This window comes from Microbulbifer hainanensis (genome assembly GCF_014904735.1).
In the GTDB taxonomy this organism is placed as follows: domain Bacteria; phylum Pseudomonadota; class Gammaproteobacteria; order Pseudomonadales; family Cellvibrionaceae; genus Microbulbifer; species Microbulbifer hainanensis.
Window position 1 is genome coordinate 13,620 of sequence record NZ_JACZCR010000028.1, and the last position, 17,489, is coordinate 31,108.

Sequence of the window (17,489 nt, forward strand, 5' to 3'; positions counted from 1 at the left end):
AAGAATCAGATTTTTGGCATGGATTTCGACAATCTGATTAATAACCAATGAAATTCGTATAACTTTCAAGGAAGGAAAACTCATGGGGTTTGTAATTCAGGATTCATATACAAAAGGACTTATTGGTACACTTCAAGAAGAAGTGCTCTCCGCGCTATCGGAAGCTGCCAATCGAGTCAGGTCCAGGCAAGCGGACGCTGCCGTAACTCGTTGGTTTGGCGACACATCCGACGCCACGCGAAATCATATTCAAAGATCCCTTTCCAGAATGCGAACCATCCTTAATTGTGAGCAAATCCAATTAGGGTTTACATCACTAAAAAAGGTTACCGCTGGCGGGGCCACCAGCCTGGTCCGGGGTGGAAGTAATGCAGCCGCCCAGCGATCAACCTCCGGTTTGCGACCTCTCAATAGCACCCTTCCTTCCTATGCCGGCGCAGGCTTCCATCAATCTAACATGTGGTTGGACGAGGGATTTAACCGTTTGCCAAAATATCTCCCCTTAGCGGGAGGTGCTATTGACTCGAGTGGCTGGAATCAAAGTAAATTCAATACGATTGTGCATGAGCTTTCACACTTGCTGCTTGGGACCGTAGACTGTGTCGACGGTGCCGGCAATACACAATACGGCGCTCAAAGGGCAGAAGCATTGGCTTTGCACGGAATCACCTACGCTCATTACAACCCGCCCTTTGCAGCGCTCCACAATGCAGAAAACTGGGGTATCTTTGTTGAAGCCGCAGGAAGAAACAAAGGCACCTGAAAGCGATTACGTGTCCAGAGTCAAGCGCTGAAAATAAAACTCCAGAACAATACTTTTCAACTTGTATTTTTCGCACTTTCTCCAGAAGCCGCTGAATTTAAATCATTTCATAGGCGGCTCATAATAATGAGCTGCCTAATGGACGTCGAGATAACAACAAAAGCATCACATTGCGTAAAAAAGGCTTTACGCTCATACCGCAACCTCATTCTCACTGACATACCCCTACGTTTTGCCGAAACAATGTGCAAATATCAATCCACATTCACCGCGATATCCATAGCCAGAAAAGATGGAATACAAAGAAAGCAAAGGCAATGTCGACACTCCCAATAAGATTCTAAAGGTAAATCATGCGGGAGAATTTGGGGCGACAAATATCTATAAGTCTCAGCTGTTTATATCGCAATTTTTCATGAAAGATCTCGTACCTCTTTTAGAATCTTTTTTAGAAGATGAAAAAAGACACCTGAATATTTTCTGGACTGAGATTCGAGCAAGGAACGGTATCAGATGCAAAAGTTACTGGCTTTGCGGCATTGGCGGTTACGTTATGGGCTTTGTTTCATCGATGCTGGGCAGGAAAGGGATAATGGCTTGCACCTGGGCGGTTGAATCCGTCGTAGTTGACCACTTGCAGACACAGCTAAGATATCTGGAACGTAAATCTGACCAACGTGCATACGATACCGTCATTTCAATTCTTGAAGATGAAAAGAATCATAGAGATATAGGCATCGAGCATGGTGGAAGGAATAATATCTGGTACGCTCCCCTGAGATTCTCCATAAAAATGTTTACCGAAGGCGTTATAAGATTCGGAATGCGCTAAACGCTTTTTAAATGCATGCCGAAAATCACAAGCTTCCAAGTAATCAGCATGGCCTATTATCGAGCAACAAACGCCCAGAACTAGCCACAACTGACTGCGGTGCTCAACCGAGGAGATATTGCACCAATGAAGAAACTCATCACTTGTCTGCTTCTACTGACCACACACTCTAGCCTTGCAGCTGAACAGCATCAGCCTTACGCCAGTGCAGAGCCCTATGACATTGCAGCGTTCGTCCAAAAAATAGACGACCTGCGCAAAGATGCCAAGATCCCCGGGCTATCCGTTGCCGTCGTCAAGGATCATGCGATCCTTCTCGCTACGGGATTGGGTTTCGCCGATATGGAACGCAGCATTCCTGCCACCGCCGAGACGCCCTACGATATTGCATCCGTGGCAAAACCGCTCTCTGCCGCTGTTGCTCTGCGGCTCGTCGAGGAGGGACTGCTGGATCTCGATGAACCTCTCGTTAATTACAGCGAATGGAAAGAGTTCTGCAACGGGTTCAGTCAGCAGCCGACGATTCTCGCCAAGGGGCTCCACTGCCAATCTTCAGCCCACACACTGAGACACTTACTGTCCCACACCGCGACGGGCACCCCCGGCACCCACTTCTCGTACAATCCCGTCCTCTATTCCTGGGCATCTCGCCCTATCATGGCCGTCGCTGACGGTTCTTTCTCATCGCTCGTCAAACAGTACGACTTTGCTCCAGCCGATATGACAATGTCGGCACGTAAGTATCGTGATTTGCCGCTACGGGAAGACTTGGCCAAGCAACAAGCCCAGCCCTATCGTATCGACAGTACCGGCACAGCTTTACCCGCAGCCCCGCGCCGCCCGCAGGGCGATGGCGCTGCTGGCGGTGTCGTTTCCACAGTAATAGATCTTGCCAAATTCGATATTGCTCTTGATCAGGGAAAGTTAATCTCAGCAAAGTCACGAAAGGAAATGATGACACCGACGCGACTGCGCGACGGGAAAAAAGCTCCCTATGGATTGGGCTGGTTTATCCAGGAATACAAGGGCAATAAGCTCGTCTGGCACTCGGGATGGTGGGATGACGCCTACTCCGCGCTATATCTCAAGGTTCCCAAGAAGAATCTCAGTTTTATCATCCTGGCGAACAGTGAAGGGGTCTGGTGGGACAATCCGCCAGAACGTGCAGAAGTAGAGCGCTCTCTGTTTGCTCAGGCTTTTCTTTCCGCCTTTGTTGATCGCTAGCTCTGGCCGCATAATAGCCGTCACCGCAAAGGCTAATTCCAGGATGCGGAGAGGGCTCGAAACGCCCATCGATCTGTATGGCCACGTCCTCATCCAGTGCGCAATTTCGACCATAGTCTGCCAACTGAAAATGGCTCAGGAGATAAGCTGTGAAACACCCCCTTCTCGGTGGCTGCGCCTGCAGCAAGGTCCGCTACGAATGCCTGGAAGGGCCACTGGTACAGCTGATCTGCCATTGCCGCGATTGCCAGCAGGCCAGCGGCGGTGCATTTTCAGCCTTTGTTATTGTGCCGCGCGACCGATTGGCCTATAGCGCCGGCAGCTTGCGCTACCATGACGTGACGGCGGAAAGTGGCCGGCTCTTGCGGCGACAGTTTTGCTGCGAGTGTGGATCTCCGGTTTCCGCCCACTGGCCAGACTTCAATAGTGTTGAGCTCCTCACTGTGGCCAGTCTCGACGAGCAGAGTGTCTTCAAGCCAACCCATGAATTATGGGTTTCCCGCGCCGAGGCCTGGCACCCGTTTCACCCGGATACGATTAAGGTACAAGACGGCCCGGGAAGTGAAGTGGTGCGGGATCCGCTGCGGGCCTACTTTGCCGCACGCCGGAACCGATAATTTTGACTTGCGGTAAAGCGCGATTGGGAACAAGCTCCCCGGTTGTTTGCTATCGAGTAACCCTAGGGCCTGTTCACACTAAATTCGCTAGCCGCGTTGCCGCCCCAAAACCGGGCCAGGCAAGGCGCGAGGAGCATGGTTTAGCGAGCTAAATGAGCGACGAGCAACGCTGCATGGCCCGTTTTGGGGCGCAACCCGAAGGGACGCGGCCATCAAATTTAGTGTGAACAGGCCCTAGTATGTCCCTACCCGATTTAATTGGCGCAGTCCAGCCACGCATCGCGCTGTATCTGCCCCACCGCCCGCATGGAATGGAAGAACTGGTGATGGCTCCCAGTGCGCGGACGCTGGTCGCAGCCAATTCCAATCACTGGCGCAAGATCGTCACTTTGCTGGCGAAGGTCGCAAGCCCGGAAGCCGATGACTGGCGGCGCTTCCGGGATGAGGAGCTGTTCCAGCAGACAGCTCTTTGTTTTGCGCCGCAGCTGATCAAATCCCTGTGCTGGCACTGGATCGGCGGCAAAGAAAACCTGCAACGTTTTGGGCACTTGCAACATAGCGCGGTGCCGCTGGCAGGATGCCAGGAAATACTTATTGACCCCGACAAACGTCTACTACTGACGCCCTACCTCGATTACCGGCAACTCAGCAATGCACTGGTCAGTGAGATTCGCTCTGCGCTGTCCGCGCACGGCTTTTACTGCGGCTAGATTGCCACCAAATTCAAGGGCATTCGCCCGAACTTGCCTAAAAGTACTCCCACACCTTCTGCAATACCAGAAACAGAAATGCGGTAGAGCAACCAAACATCAACAAGCCGTTGATGGCCACCAGAGCACCGAGCATTCGCCACGGCGATCTGAGCACGACGTCGCCATAACCCAGCGCGGTGATGGAAGTCGCGGAAAAATAGATGCTCTCAGTCAGGGTCGGCAGTAACCCCTTGCGCCACAAGAAAAGTCCCCAAACTATCGCTTCGATAACATGGGTAATGAAAAGCATCAAAAAACACGCAGGTACCAGGATCCTACCGGCATTATCCGGCCCGAAGTGCTGCAAAAGCCATGCGTGGGCCATGGTCAGCTGGCGGGCAACTTCCAGTAACACAATCGTGTGAAACTCGAAGACAATGGCGGCCAACGCCAGGGCAAGGCCAAACACCCGGCGCCGGTACCGCTTATCCATTACATGGTCGGTTGCCGTCGACATCCCTGCGCCTCAACCGGTTGCAGTTGTTGCAGTTGTTGCAGTTGTTGCAGTTGCAGAAGGATCATTTGCGACTCACCGTTTCGACAACGGCCGGTGCGGCTTCAAAACTGCCGCCGAGCGCAAGATGCAATCGGATCCGGTTGGCGATCTGCGCGTTGCGCAGTTTGATTACATTCGCCTCCACCAGCAATTGTTCCGCCTGCAGCTGCTCGACCCAGAGCAAATCCCTTTTCCCGGCACGGTACTGCTCCGCGGCTATCTTCACTGCTCGGGATCGGTCCGCCAGTGAGCGCTCCGCATACCGCAATTGATTTGCCAGTAGTGTTTCGCTGGCAAGCACATTCTCGACTTCGCGAAATGCATTGAGTACAACGCTGCCATAGTAGGAGACGGCCTGCGCCTGTTGCGCGGTGGCAATTTTAAGGGCGGCACAAAGGGCACCGCCCTCGTAAATGGGAATGGTGGTTCCTATCTGCGCTGAAACAAGCTTCGGACTGAGACCCAGCTGGCTTAGCAGATGATCGCCCACCCGCTCCGCAGTAAGCGCCATGGAAAAAGATGGTAACAGTGCAAGCCGCGCCGCTTCCTGCTGATGGAAGGCCGCCAGCACCTGATATTCTGCGGCCAGAATATCGGGCCGCTGAATCAGCAAATCGACCGGCACCCCAGAGGCGACTGGTGGCGGCAACCGCGGATAGGCCGGGGAAGCGGCGATTTCCGCCGCAGGATAGCGCCCGAGCAGCACTTCCAGGCTGCGCAGAGCATGCCCGTAACTGATACGCGCTTCTTCCTGCGCAGCCTGGGCGGACTCCTGCCGGGCGCGGGCGTCGACAACATCCAGCTCCGAACTCTTGCCGCTGGTGTGGCGTATCCTGGCCAGATCCAGCAGTCGACCGTAGATGCCGACGGCCCGCTCAGCGAGCTGAAGTATCTGCCGCGCCTCTGTGGTGACATACCAGTTCAGTGCAACCGTTGCCGCCAGCGATTGACGCGCGTATGCGAAATCCAGCGTACTGGCTTCGAAATTGTCCGCTGCGGCGGCACGCTGGGCCCGCAGTCGCCCCCAGATGTCCAGCTCCCAGGTCATACTCAGCGCGGCCACCGTGTGATTGAAGGTGTGTTTGAAGTCTTCCTCGTCCCCGAAATCGTGGGTCCGCTTGCCGCTGATCTGCCCGCCCAATTGCGGCAGCAACTGAGCGCCTACCACGGTCACGGTCTGCCGGGCCACTTCCACGCTATCCGCCGCCTGACGTAAATCGAGATTATTGGCCAGCGCCTCGCTGACCAGGGAATCCAATACCGGATCGTTGAAAGTCTGCAGCCAGTTATTGGCCACCGCCGCGGGGTTACCCCCGGCGATCCATTCCGGAGGAATAGCCGTTTCCACAGGCAGGGACTGATCGAATATTTCCATTTGTGTCGGCGGCGCCCGCAGCGCACAGGCGCCCAGGAAAAGGGAGAGAACGATTAGAGCCCCGTTGCCACGCATCATCCGGCGAAGGGATAGAGCCAGTTGGCCCAGGAATAGACCCGGATCCCGACCTTGCGCAGCACCACGAAACCGCTCGAAGGATTTGTGTAGATGGCAGCGCGGCCCTGGGTGCCGATGGGAAATTTTGACTGGTCATCGCCATCGAGACGGATCGCCACGACAAATTGTCCCTGGGGTAACTCCTCTGGCTTGTAGACGAATCTGGGTAATCTGCCGCTGGGCAGCATCTGTCCACGACCACTGCCCTGCCAGATTGCTTCGACCTTGCCAGTGAAAATCTGGCCCGGGTAGAGGTCCAGCGCGATTTCAGCCTCCTGCCCCGGCTTCACATATTTGAGGTTTTCCTGGAAGTAATTGGCCAGTAGATAGCGATCGGAATCGCAAATGAAGGTCGCGATGGCACCAATACGCAACGCGCCGGCGACCATACCCGGGCGCACCTGCAGATTGATGACATAGCCATCTTCCGGCGCGACCATCAGGGTATTGTCGAGATAAAAGCGGGCCAGATCGAGTTTCGCCTGGATGGTGGCGACCGTGGTGTTAATACCGCCGATCTGCGAGTTGTATTCAAGCTCGGCCCGGTCAACCTCCGCTTCCGCCTCGCGAATACTCGCCTCATTGGCCGCGACCCGCGCAGCCCACTTCTGTGCATCCTCCTCAGGACCGGCACCTTTACCCGCCAGACTGGCAGAGAGCTTCTGTTCGTAGCGGGCGTAGACCAGTTCGCTCTCCAGCTGTATGACCTTCTGCGTCGCCACATCAATATCGGCCTTCAGCACCCGCACATTCTGCTTTGCCTTGGCGAGTTCTGCCTCGAGTTCCTTGACCTTGAGTTCGTATGGCCGGCGGTCGAACTGGAACAGAGGCTGCCCCTTCTTAACCGGCGCATTGGGTTCCACCAATACCTGTGTTACCAGCGTCGGTTCATTCAGGCGCGGCGTTAATTGAATGGTGTGTTGAATCAACCTGGCGTCGGTGGAATAAGGCGTAACAAAGCGGAGTCCGATCAGAAAGATGATCAACAGGTGAAGTCCAACGGAGACCGAAACAATGCCCCAGACGATATTGAACTTCATCCATTTGAATTTGAAAAACGTGAGCCAGACGGCGACGATATAGACGAACAGCAGCACAAACCCCAAGAGCATGCGATCGTCTCCTCACTCCTTGGTATTGTCGCCCGGCGGATTTTTCCCGTGTGGCGGGGGCTTGCTTCGCTTTGCCTCGTCCTCCCCACTCAGGCGGGCAATCGACTCTTCCAACGCCCGCGCCTCTTCCGCAGGAAGACGACGGATATCCACGGTATCGGTTGGTTTAAACGCCCAGATAAAAGCGTTGATCCAGGGCACGACCGCCAGAAAACCAGCGTACCCCATAATTTTTACCGCCTCCGCATCCGGGTGCTTGCGCGAAATCGCAATCTTGCCTGGCAGCCCAGCAATCCAGAGCAAGATGATAAGTATTGAAATACCCGCGGCGATGACCGCCAGAAAGGTCAGATAGTCCCAGCCGTTCAGTTTAAAGCCCATCGGCGTACCTCTTCGAACTGCGTGCCTGCCCGCACACAACGAAAAATTCTTTTGCCAACGGGTGATATAGTTCAGTCGCTGGAACACCGCAACGCCGCTGGCGTCGATTTCTGTCAGCCGCGCCGGGCTATATTCTTCTTGCCGATGGTACAGGCTGCTACGCTGATTGCCGGCAACCAGTTTCTACGCCGCTGCCTGGTTTCCGATTCGGACGAACCAGCTGACCGTAATTGCGAGAGACAATGAAAAGGGTCCTAACGACAGGTTTCGAGGCTTTCGGCAATACGCCAATCAATCCCGCAGAGTCCGTTATGCGGGCGCTTGACGGAAGTCAGATCGCTGGCGCGGACATCACCGGAATTGTGGTTCCGAATAATTTTTTTGAGTGCATCGACGTCGTGCGTAGCAGCATCGAGGATATCCGCCCGGAATTAGTCGTGATGATGGGCGAGTACGGCGGCCGGGCCACTATTACAGTCGAACGTATCGCCCAAAATTTCAACGATTCGACGCGTTATCAATTGCGAGACAATCGCGGCGTAGCACTACAGGGCGAACCAACGGTGCCCGGCGGGCCCACAGCCTATCGCAGCACACTCCCCTTGCGTGCGATGGTCCAGGCCATGCGCGCCGCCGGCGTTCCCGCCGATATCTCGGACACAGCCGCCACCTTCTGCTGCAACCACCTGATGTACGGTATCCTGCATTACATCGACAGCAATAGACTGGATATCCGCGCCGGCTGGATTCACCTGCCCCATTTACCCGAGGTCGCCGCCCTCCAGGAGAACCTGGGCGCACCCAGTATGTCCGTCGCCACCGCGGTTCAGGGTGTGACAGCCGCCATAGGTGCCGCACTGCAGCACGCGACGGATATCGACGAACCCAGTTTCTCGCGACTCCAGATTTAGGTAATCTCTGTCAGGCTCAGCGGTAGTGTCTCGCCTGGAGGCCACCACTTTGCCCGTCTGTCAGTATTTTTTTGGAAAAGCGCACTATGGAACACGAATTCTGGAACCAGCGGTGGGAAAACAATGAGATCGGCTTTCACGAGCGGGAGGCCAACCCGGCGCTCGTACAGCATTTCCATGCGCTGGCACTGGCCGAAGAGAGCCGCATATTTTTGCCGCTGTGTGGCAAGACCCTGGATATCGGGTGGCTACTCGAAATGGGCTATCGCGTTGCCGGCGCAGAATTGAGTGAAATTGCGATCAAGCAGTTATTTGAAGAGCTGAGTGTCACACCGGAAGTTTCCGATATCGGTGAGCTAAAGCACTATAGCGCCAGCAATATCGATATATACGGCGGCGATATTTTTAATCTCTCCGCGGAGATACTGGGCCCGGTAGACGCCATCTATGACCGTGCGGCGCTGGTCGCTTTACCGGAGCCAATGCGAACCCGCTACACCACGCACCTGATGGAGATTACCCGGCAGGCACCGCAGCTACTGATTGCCTTTGTTTACGATCAAAGCCTGCTCCCGGGGCCTCCTTTTTCAGTGACCGAGGCGGATGTAAAACGCTATTACGACGATAGCTATCAACTGAACCTTCTGGAGAGCAAAGCGGTTCACGGTGGACTCAAGGGTAAATGCCCTGCAGAGGAGTGCATCTGGCTGCTCAACCGTGAGGAACAGGTTTGATACTCCGCCCAGTGCCGGCATCATCCACACACCATCAAGCTTCTGGGAATATGCCATGACAGAACTGTCCCCACTACAGATCGTTTGCCCAGCCTGCACGGCCGTCAACCGTGTTCCGCCGCACAAGCTCGGCGACAAACCGCTTTGCGGCAAGTGCCGGACCGGGCTGATCTCCGGACAGCCGATCAATGCCAGCGATCAGAATTTCCGCAGATATATCGAAAAGTCTGACCTGCCGCTGGTAGTGGACTTCTGGGCTACATGGTGTGGTCCCTGCCAGCAGTTCGCCCCGGTATTCAGTCAGGTCGCTGCTGAGATGGCAACCCGGGCGATCTTCCTGAAACTCGATACCGAAGCCAACCAGACCACAGCGGCGAACTATCAGATCCGGTCGATACCGACATTGATGATGTTCCACCGCGGACAGGAAGTGGCGCGCCTTTCCGGTGCATTACCAAAAGCACAGTTCCAGCAGTGGCTCAACCAGCAGCTTTCGACTTTGCCCCGGTAAAGCACTGGAAATAGCAAGGTTGCGGATAGCGGTCACAAGGACCGCTTCCCCGACTAGAGATGAATATTCAATATCTGGATCAGGCCGATGGCGATCAGGTAAAACGCCACGATATAGTTCAGCAGCTTCGGCTTGATCAGGATCGCGATACCCGCGATAACGGCCAGCAGCGGTAAAAGCTCCAGGTGCAGAGTCATTCAGTTTCACCTTATATTATCTGGTTAAAAGACAGCAATGACTTTACTGAGACCTCTCGCCTGGCGCAACGAACGGGCTCGAGAAATCAAATCTGATTCTCGGGCCGAATCTCCTGAAACCGTCAGCTCACCTCGCTCACTTCGGCATCCTGCCGCTTCACCTGTTTGTGCTGGTCTTCACTGAGCCCTTTTTTCCAGTAACTGGATACATAGCGATGGCTATTCGGCACAGCCCATTGCTGGCGGAAATACTGGCGCAGTTGCTGCATTTCGCTGAATTCACAGGCAGCCCATACCGAAGGCTGTCCCGACGGGCAAGACAGTGTCTCGATATGCTCTAGCAGGGCCGACTCCCCCTCCTCCTCGGTGGGACAGACAATCCAGTGAATGTCCACTCCTTGTGGATGCGGCAACACTTGTATGTCCGACTCGTCCACGACCGTAATAACCGCGTAACCGCGGGCCGACTCCGGTAACAGGTCTAGATTCACACTGATGGCGGGGAGCGCCGTCATATCCCCCGCGAGCAGAAACCAGTCTGCATCGGGATTGATCAGCTTTCTAGCCCCGGGGCCGCCAACGAGTATGCGATCTCCCGGTTGCGCAGCCCGTGCCCAGGCAGAAGCGGGCCCTGCATGTTCATGGATAACAAAATCAACGTCGATCTCATTGTCACGCTGGTGACGGATCGTGTAGGTACGCATCAGAGGGCGCGCCCCTTCCGGCTGTGGGAACAGTAACTTTACGTAGGCACTTTCCTGTTCCGGGGGAAACGCCAGCATGGCCTCGCCACCCAGGGTAACGCGCAGCATGTGCGGGGTGACATAGACAGAGCGAATGACTTCGAACTCTTTCGGAGTGGGCTTGGGCATTGTATCTACCTCCTATCCCGATGCATTCATCGGGATTCTCGTCTATTGGGTAGCCGAATCACCTGTCAGGTTTTCGGCCATGGCCGCGGCAATACGAACGAAAGCGTCAATTTCTTCCTGACTCAGATTCCGGGTCATGTCCGCGGCGGTTTCCTGCTCCATGCTGCGCAATTCGCGCATGATGTCCCTGCCCTTTGGTGTCGGGTACAGCAACTGGCTGCGTCGGTCAGCGGGGTTGTCCCGCTTCTCAATGAGTTCTTCTTTCAATAGATCGTTCAGCACCCGCGTAATCTGTGCTTTATCGCGTTGCATGCGCTTGGCAATGGAGTGCGCGGTACATTCGGGATTACTGCAGACACCTTTAAGGGCCCGAATATGGGTGATCGGCAGATCGATCTGCCTATCCGCCACTGCCTGGCGCATCGCGGATTTGTAGGCGTGCATCAGGCGATGCAGTGCTTCGCTGATGGATGAGGCCGTCATGGCGACACTCCGCTAAAGTTGACAATATCAACCTTAATCAAACTTGTTGATAATGTCAACAATGCTGGAGATACCCCTTCCGGACTATCGGTCATCTGCTGCCTCGCGGCGCGGCTCGGCAAACCGTTATAATCGCGCCCATGCCAGATTTACCCATTCATGCCGCCCTCCCCGAGTTGCTCGACGCGCTCAGCCAGCACAACAATGCCGTACTCCAGGCGCCACCCGGTGCCGGCAAAACCACCATGGTGCCGCTGGCACTATTGCGCTGCGACTGGCTCGGCGACAGGAACATCATCATGCTGGAGCCGCGGCGCCTGGCCGCTCGGAGTGCAGCTGCACGAATGGCGGATCTATTGGGAGAGACGGTTGGCGAAACGGTCGGCTACCAGATCCGGGGCGAGCGCAAGACGAGCAACAGAACCCGGATTCTTGTCGTTACCGAGGGTATCCTGACCCGGTTGCTGCAATCAGATCCCGAGCTGGCGCGCACCGCGCTGGTCATTTTCGACGAATTTCACGAGCGAAATCTGCAGGGCGATCTCTCCCTGGCCCTGTGCCTGCAATCCCAGGAATACCTGCGCGATGACCTGAAACTACTGGTGATGTCCGCCACGCTGGAAACAGAGGCCGTGGCCGCCCTGCTTGATGATGCACCGGTGATTACCAGTGAGGGCCGCAGCTTTCCTGTAACGATGCACTATCTGCCGCACCAGCAGGTGCCGCAGGACAGCCGCCAATTGCCCGGTGTAATGGCTCGCAAGATCACCGCCTGGATGGATGAAGAGCACGGCAGCCTGCTGGCCTTTTTGCCGGGTGTCGGCGAGATCAGGCAGGTAGAAACGATGCTGCAGGAATCCTTGGGGGACCGTGAAGATGTCACCATTGCCCCGCTCTATGGCGACCTGAGCAAACAACAGCAGGACAGTGCCATCGCACCCTCGCCGCCCGGCAGACGCAAGGTCGTACTCGCCACCAATGTCGCCGAGACCAGCCTGACTATCGACGGGATCCGCATGGTGGTGGACTCGGGCCAGATGCGAGAATCCCGCTTCGATCCAAATACCGGTATGAATCGCCTGGTAACTACGCAGATATCCCAGGCCTCTGCCACCCAGCGCTGCGGACGCGCCGGGCGACTGAGCTCAGGTCTGTGCCTGCGCCTGTGGAGCGAATCACGTCAGCAGGGGCTTGCCCAAAAAAACACACCCGAAATCCTGCAGAGCGATCTGGCCCCTCTTATGCTGGAACTCGCACAGTGGGGTGTGCAGGATGTCGACGAACTGCGCTGGCTCGACCTGCCACCGCCGGGACCGGTGGCACAAGCACAGGATCTACTGCAGCAACTGGGCGCTATCGACGCGCAGCGGCGCATTACCGCTCACGGCAACGCCATGCTCGCACTCGGCACCCATCCGCGCCTCGCCCATATGATGATTCACAGCGTCGACTGGCACCTGACCGGGGAAGCCTGCCTGCTGGCGGCGCTGTTGTCGGAACGGGATATTTTTCGTGGGGAGGCCCGCTGGGATCGGGATATCCAGAAGCGAATTGACGTACTCGAGGGGCGGGCAAGAAACTCAAGCGCCGACCGGGGCGCCATGCAGCGCATCCGGCAGCAGGCGAAAACCTGGCAGAACCAACTGGCAAAAATGGGGCCAAACAAGGCAACCCAGGAAGCGGCAATCGAGGAGCGAGATCGCGTCGGTGCCCTGCTGGGACTCGCCTACCCCGACCGCATTGCGCAAAGCCGGCGCGACCGCGAACGGCGCTTTCTCCTCGCCAGTGGACGCGGTGCGCATTTTTCCCATGACGATGAGCTGGCACAGGAAAATTACCTGGTCATCGCCGAACTGGATGGCCAGGGTCGAGACGCGCGCATCCAACTGGGCGCGCGCATTTCCGAGCCGGCCCTGCGCGAATATTTTTCCGACCTGATCGTCGAGGAGAACTCGGTGCGCTGGGATGACAAGGCCGGCCGCGCCGTGGCCAGCGAGCGCACCCTGCTTGGGCGCATCGTGCTGGACGAGCGGCAGACCCAGGACGCTTCACCGGAGATGCTGAGCCGCGCCCTGCTGGATGCAGTCCGGCAGCGCGGCCTACAGTCCCTGCCCTGGAGCAAAGAAGCGGAAGCCCTGCGTACGCGAGTGCAGTTCCTGCACCGCAACCGGGAGACCTTTCCGCAGCTACTGGAAGAGCTGGCACTGCCAGACTGGACCGATGACGCACTGCTCGCCTCACTCGACAACTGGCTGCTGCCGCACCTGGCGGGCTTGAGCAAGCTCGACCAGTTGAAGCAACTCAACATGCAGTCGATACTGCAAAGCCAGCTGGACTGGAGTATCCAGCAACGACTCGAAGAACTGGTACCCGGTCATTTCGTCGCACCCAGCGGTTCGCGGATCCCGATCAATTACGCGGAAGACGAACCCGTACTCGCGGTACGCCTGCAGGAAATGTTTGGCCTCGGCCAAACGCCGACTATTCTCAACGGCCGATACCCACTGATGGTTCACCTGCTCTCACCCGCGCAGCGCCCGGTACAGGTAACCCGAGACCTGGCCAGCTTCTGGGCCAATACCTACCAGGACGTAAAAAAGGAACTGCGAATCAAGTACCAGAAACACTTCTGGCCGGACGACCCACTGACCGCGCAGGCAACTAGCAAGACGAAAAAACGCATGGGATCGCCGTAATCCCCGCGGTGCATTTGGGCGTCAGTCACTGTGCTATCGATAACGGCAAGATTGAGGGAGCGAGCCCAGTGGACTAAACTGTTTCTGTACTGCGCAATGCAGGCAAATTGAAAAAATCCGGACAGCCAGCTCAGACTGGTTTTTCATTGTACGATTATCTTAGCAGCCTGCTTTACGACCTCGACGGCGTGAAGCAGAGTCCCAAATACCATCCCGAGGGCGATGCCCTCTTCCACTCCCTGCAAGTATTCCAGTTGGCCCGAGAGGCGAGCGACGATCCAATTCTCTGGGCCGCAGCTCTGTTTCACGATGTCGGCAAGGCGGTCGACAGCAAACACCATGCGCGTATCGGTGGTGAGATGCTGAGCGGCGTCTTGAACCCGCAGGTAACCTGGCTGGTAGAACACCACCTGGATCTGATGCATAGCCCGAGGAAAACCCGGAAAAAATATGGCGCCCAACCGCGTTTCGCCCAACTACAGAAATTGCGACGATTCGACGTGAATGGGCGCGATCCGGCAGCACAGGTAATCAGCGTCGCGGCCGCAATCGAGTCTCTGCAACTCCATCACGATCTGATTTCGGCCTGAAGCCGACCGCAGCATGAACAAGCAACAACGAATCCGGCTACTGATTACCCGCGAAGCCGCGCGACTGATGTATGAGGAAGGTGTAAAGCAGTACCTGCACGCCAAACGGACAGCCGCCAAGCGGATTATCGGCAACCAGTACAAATACTCCCCCAAATATCTGCCCTCCAACGGCGAAATATCTGACGCGGTATACGCCCTGAGCCAGCTGAAGGATCCCGATACCCACGAAGAACAGCTTTTCCGAATGCGCTGCCGCGCCGTGGAAATCATGGAAAAGCTGGAGCCCTTCAGTCCCCGCCTGATCGGATCGGTCAGCACCGGGCGCATCCGCGCCGGCAGCGATATTGACCTGCACGTTTTCTGTGACGATATAGAAGAACCGGAAGTCTACCTGGAATCACTGGGGTGGCGCTTCGAGCGGGAAAAGACATCGATCAATGTCAATGGCAAGATCGTGGACTACCAGCATATCCATCTGGATTTCGATTTTCCAGTCGAGCTGTCGGTATACCCACTGCGCGAACTGAGGGTTGTGACCCGCTCAAGCACTGACGGCAAACCGATCAATCGCCTGACTGTCAGCAAAGTGCGCCAGCTGATTATCGATGAACACTGGGCGCTCTATCTTCAATCGGAATAGCAACGGGGACATGATCGGAAAAGGAGACAAACCTGCACGAGTGACGGCGCAGCGCTCTACCGCAAATATGGATGCTCATATCTATAGTCAGTTGCCGGCATTATCCAAGCCTGCTAACGTCGACGGCGTTGTTTATTCGGTCTCGGAGAAGGAATTTGAAACGACCAATTGCAGTTTTCCTGTTGCCCCTGCTGTTTGCAGGATGCGATTTCAACGACGTCCCCTCGTTTGTGCCAGAAAATGGTTCCACCGATTACCCGCAGGAAATGCGCGACCTGGTCGGGGAAGCCGGTAGTTATGCGCGGGGGCTGGACTCCAATTTCATCGTGATCGCCCACGGCGGTATCGAACTCGCCAGCACCACGGAGGGAACCGGCGGCGCTGCCGACAGCGCATACCTGAACAGCATCGACGGTCTCAGCCAGGACTCCGTCTTCTATGGTTACGATGGCATCGACATCGCCACGCCGGCCACCGAACGGCGGCGGCTGCGTACCTATCTGGATCTTGCGCTGGATAACGGCAACACCACGATCATGGTCACGGATTTCGCCTTCAGTCAGGCGAAGATTGACGATTCCTATGAGTTGAACGCCGAAGCCGGCTACATCTCTTATGCCGCCGACCACAACGAGCTGGACAATATTCCCGACTACCCCCTGGAGCCGTTTGACGTCAACCGGCGCGATGTCGACGAATTGTTCGAGGCGGAGAATTTCCTGGTGCTAACCGATACGCGCCTCTACTCCACCCGCCAGGAACTGGCGGATGCGATCGCGGCGACGGATTATGACCTGGTCGTCCTCGACTTTTTCTTTAACGGTCAGGAATATACCGCCGACCAGATCCGGGAGATGCAATTCAAGGCCAATGGCGGCCGGCGCCTGCTGATTGCGACAGTGAACATCGGGGAGGCCGAAGACTTCCGCTATTACTGGCAGAGCCACTGGGTATCCAACCCGCCGGACTGGCTGGATGAGGCGGTGCCCGGAGAAACCGGACACTACTACGTCGACTACTGGCGGCAGGCCTGGCAGAACATCCTCTACGGCAACAACGACTCCTACCTGTACAGGATCGTCAATGCGGGTTTCGATGGCGCCTACCTGTACGGGATCGATGCCTTCGATTATTTCGAGCAGCGAGATACCCTTTAATTCGGATGCGTTTGTCGCGCTAATGGACAATAAAAAAGGGCGAACCGAAATGGCTCGCCCTTTTTTATGATCGCAGCGCGCTTACCCTCGATATCAATAGTAAGCCTGCGACTTGTCGGTATGGTCGGTGATGTCTTTCACCCCGGCCAGTTCCGGCACTTTTTCTTTCAGGGTTTTTTCCACACCCTCTTTCAGCGTCATGTCCACCATGCCGCAGCCCTGGCAGCCGCCGCCAAACTTGAGTACCGCGTAGTGGTCGTCAGTCACTTCCACCAGGCTCACCTGGCCGCCGTGAGCGGCGAGGCCCGGGTTCACCTCGTTGTAGAGCACATAGTTGATGCGGTCTTCAATCGGGCTGTCGTCGGTAATCTTGGGCATGCGCGAGTTGGGCGCGCGGATGGTGAGCTGGCCGCCCATCTTGTCGGACGCGTAGTCGACGCGGGCCTCATCCAGGTACGGAATACTGCGGCCCTCGAAATAGGCCTTGAGGCCATCCATTTCCAGCATCACGTCGCCCTCCTGCTCTTCGCCGGGGCGGCAGTATGCGATGCAAGTCTCCGCATTCGGCGTACCGGGGCTGGAGACGAACATGCGGATGGCGATGCCTTCACAGTCCTGTTTCGCCAGCAGATCGCGCAGGTACTCCTTAGCGGATTCGGTGATGGTGACGTTCAGGTCTGACGGTTGTTGTGACATAGGAACTTCTCAAATAACCGAGTTTCTTTGTCGGGTATTTTACTCCCACTGCCCGACAAATTAAACCGTCGTTCGCGACAGCCTCCGAAGCGGAGGATTCTGCGGGCGAATTCGGGTCGAAAGACACGCACGAATGTGCCGCCACAGGGATACCGGAAGGTCACTATTGCGCCAACCGCCGTATTGGCGGCCATTGATTGCTCGAAAACCGCTAAATAGTGGTTGGCTATACGCCGAAAATGCCCAATAGCAACGCCCTCTCCCGCCCGCCCATGAGGCCGCGGGGAGTGGTAACATAGCCGCCCTTTTTTGACCCATAGACCGACTTCA

The 17,489-nt window shown here is 56.2% G+C and carries 20 protein-coding genes; 12 read left to right on the forward strand and 8 right to left on the reverse strand.

Annotation, left to right across the window (positions count from 1 at the left end; all coding sequences use genetic code 11):
- Positions 1 to 82: 82 nt before the first annotated feature.
- The 5 genes from IG168_RS10865 (at position 83) to IG168_RS10885 (ending at position 4,146) form a co-directional block, all read left to right on the forward strand.
- Positions 83 to 763, forward strand: a complete 681-nt coding sequence (locus IG168_RS10865) for a hypothetical protein (RefSeq protein WP_193164422.1) — start codon at positions 83 to 85, stop codon at positions 761 to 763.
- Positions 764 to 1,055: 292 nt separating this feature from the next.
- Positions 1,056 to 1,595, forward strand: coding sequence for a demethoxyubiquinone hydroxylase family protein (locus tag IG168_RS10870; protein WP_193164423.1), 540 nt, complete (start codon positions 1,056 to 1,058; stop codon positions 1,593 to 1,595).
- A 126-nt stretch (positions 1,596 to 1,721) separates the two neighbouring features.
- Positions 1,722 to 2,819 carry a serine hydrolase domain-containing protein gene (locus tag IG168_RS10875; protein WP_193164424.1) on the forward strand — a complete coding sequence of 366 codons (1,098 nt, stop codon included), beginning with the start codon at positions 1,722 to 1,724 and terminating at the stop codon, positions 2,817 to 2,819.
- A 149-nt stretch (positions 2,820 to 2,968) separates the two neighbouring features.
- Positions 2,969 to 3,436 carry a GFA family protein gene (locus tag IG168_RS10880; protein ID WP_193164425.1) on the forward strand — a complete coding sequence of 156 codons (468 nt, stop codon included), beginning with the start codon at positions 2,969 to 2,971 and terminating at the stop codon, positions 3,434 to 3,436.
- Between the two features lie 239 nt (positions 3,437 to 3,675).
- On the forward strand, positions 3,676 to 4,146 hold the full coding sequence (locus IG168_RS10885) for a DUF6942 family protein (protein WP_193164426.1): 471 nt from the start codon (positions 3,676 to 3,678) through the stop codon (positions 4,144 to 4,146).
- 37 nt (positions 4,147 to 4,183) lie between these two features.
- On the opposite strand, the gene IG168_RS10890 is transcribed toward IG168_RS10885, so the two are convergent.
- The 4 genes from IG168_RS10890 to IG168_RS10905 all read right to left on the reverse strand — a co-directional run bounded on the left by IG168_RS10890 (position 4,184) and on the right by IG168_RS10905 (position 7,669).
- Entirely contained in the window at positions 4,184 to 4,645 is a 462-nt protein-coding gene (locus IG168_RS10890; protein WP_226876837.1) for a potassium channel family protein, read from the reverse strand.
- Between the two features lie 61 nt (positions 4,646 to 4,706).
- Positions 4,707 to 6,137: a TolC family protein gene (locus IG168_RS10895; protein ID WP_319024692.1), complete on the reverse strand. Its 1,431-nt coding sequence runs from the start codon at positions 6,135 to 6,137 to the stop codon at positions 4,707 to 4,709.
- A complete protein-coding gene (locus IG168_RS10900) occupies positions 6,134 to 7,288 on the reverse strand; it encodes an HlyD family secretion protein (protein WP_193164427.1) in 1,155 nt (384 codons plus the stop codon). The genes IG168_RS10895 and IG168_RS10900 overlap by 4 nt, the downstream gene beginning before the upstream one ends.
- Positions 7,289 to 7,300: 12 nt before the next feature.
- Complete coding sequence (locus IG168_RS10905; RefSeq protein WP_226876838.1) at positions 7,301 to 7,669, reverse strand: DUF3302 domain-containing protein; 369 nt, start codon at positions 7,667 to 7,669, stop codon at positions 7,301 to 7,303.
- Positions 7,670 to 7,911: 242 nt separating this feature from the next.
- Here IG168_RS10905 and pcp point away from each other — a divergent pair, with 242 nt between their 5' ends.
- The 3 genes from pcp to trxC all read left to right on the forward strand — a co-directional run bounded on the left by pcp (position 7,912) and on the right by trxC (position 9,825).
- The gene (gene pcp, locus IG168_RS10910; RefSeq protein ID WP_193164428.1) at positions 7,912 to 8,580 is read left to right on the forward strand and encodes a pyroglutamyl-peptidase I; all 669 of its coding nucleotides are present in this window, start codon (positions 7,912 to 7,914) and stop codon (positions 8,578 to 8,580) included.
- An 86-nt stretch (positions 8,581 to 8,666) separates the two neighbouring features.
- Positions 8,667 to 9,314 carry a thiopurine S-methyltransferase gene (gene tmpT, locus IG168_RS10915; RefSeq protein WP_193164429.1) on the forward strand — a complete coding sequence of 216 codons (648 nt, stop codon included), beginning with the start codon at positions 8,667 to 8,669 and terminating at the stop codon, positions 9,312 to 9,314.
- 55 nt (positions 9,315 to 9,369) lie between these two features.
- A complete protein-coding gene (trxC, locus tag IG168_RS10920) occupies positions 9,370 to 9,825 on the forward strand; it encodes a thioredoxin TrxC (RefSeq protein ID WP_193164430.1) in 456 nt (151 codons plus the stop codon).
- Positions 9,826 to 9,878: 53 nt separating this feature from the next.
- On the opposite strand, the gene IG168_RS10925 is transcribed toward trxC, so the two are convergent.
- The 3 genes from IG168_RS10925 to IG168_RS10935 all read right to left on the reverse strand — a co-directional run bounded on the left by IG168_RS10925 (position 9,879) and on the right by IG168_RS10935 (position 11,377).
- On the reverse strand, positions 9,879 to 10,022 hold the full coding sequence (locus IG168_RS10925; protein WP_193164431.1) for a DUF3096 domain-containing protein: 144 nt from the start codon (positions 10,020 to 10,022) through the stop codon (positions 9,879 to 9,881).
- A 122-nt stretch (positions 10,023 to 10,144) separates the two neighbouring features.
- The gene (locus IG168_RS10930) at positions 10,145 to 10,894 is read right to left on the reverse strand and encodes a siderophore-interacting protein (RefSeq protein WP_193164432.1); all 750 of its coding nucleotides are present in this window, start codon (positions 10,892 to 10,894) and stop codon (positions 10,145 to 10,147) included.
- A gap of 42 nt (positions 10,895 to 10,936) precedes the next feature.
- Complete coding sequence (locus tag IG168_RS10935) at positions 10,937 to 11,377, reverse strand: MarR family winged helix-turn-helix transcriptional regulator (protein ID WP_193164433.1); 441 nt, start codon at positions 11,375 to 11,377, stop codon at positions 10,937 to 10,939.
- Positions 11,378 to 11,517: 140 nt separating this feature from the next.
- On the opposite strand from IG168_RS10935, the gene hrpB reads away from it, so the two are divergent.
- From hrpB to IG168_RS10955, 4 genes are all read left to right on the forward strand, one after another.
- The gene (gene hrpB / locus IG168_RS10940; protein ID WP_193164434.1) at positions 11,518 to 14,073 is read left to right on the forward strand and encodes an ATP-dependent helicase HrpB; all 2,556 of its coding nucleotides are present in this window, start codon (positions 11,518 to 11,520) and stop codon (positions 14,071 to 14,073) included.
- Between the two features lie 107 nt (positions 14,074 to 14,180).
- Positions 14,181 to 14,663, forward strand: coding sequence for an HD domain-containing protein (locus IG168_RS10945; protein ID WP_226876840.1), 483 nt, complete (start codon positions 14,181 to 14,183; stop codon positions 14,661 to 14,663).
- Positions 14,664 to 14,676: 13 nt separating this feature from the next.
- Positions 14,677 to 15,306 (forward strand): nucleotidyltransferase domain-containing protein, encoded by a 630-nt coding sequence (locus IG168_RS10950; RefSeq protein WP_193164435.1) that lies wholly within the window; start codon positions 14,677 to 14,679, stop codon positions 15,304 to 15,306.
- A gap of 155 nt (positions 15,307 to 15,461) precedes the next feature.
- Complete coding sequence (locus IG168_RS10955; protein ID WP_193164436.1) at positions 15,462 to 16,463, forward strand: hypothetical protein; 1,002 nt, start codon at positions 15,462 to 15,464, stop codon at positions 16,461 to 16,463.
- A gap of 93 nt (positions 16,464 to 16,556) precedes the next feature.
- On the opposite strand, the gene nfuA is transcribed toward IG168_RS10955, so the two are convergent.
- On the reverse strand, positions 16,557 to 17,159 hold the full coding sequence (nfuA, locus tag IG168_RS10960; RefSeq protein ID WP_193164437.1) for a Fe-S biogenesis protein NfuA: 603 nt from the start codon (positions 17,157 to 17,159) through the stop codon (positions 16,557 to 16,559).
- Positions 17,160 to 17,489 lie beyond the last annotated feature (330 nt).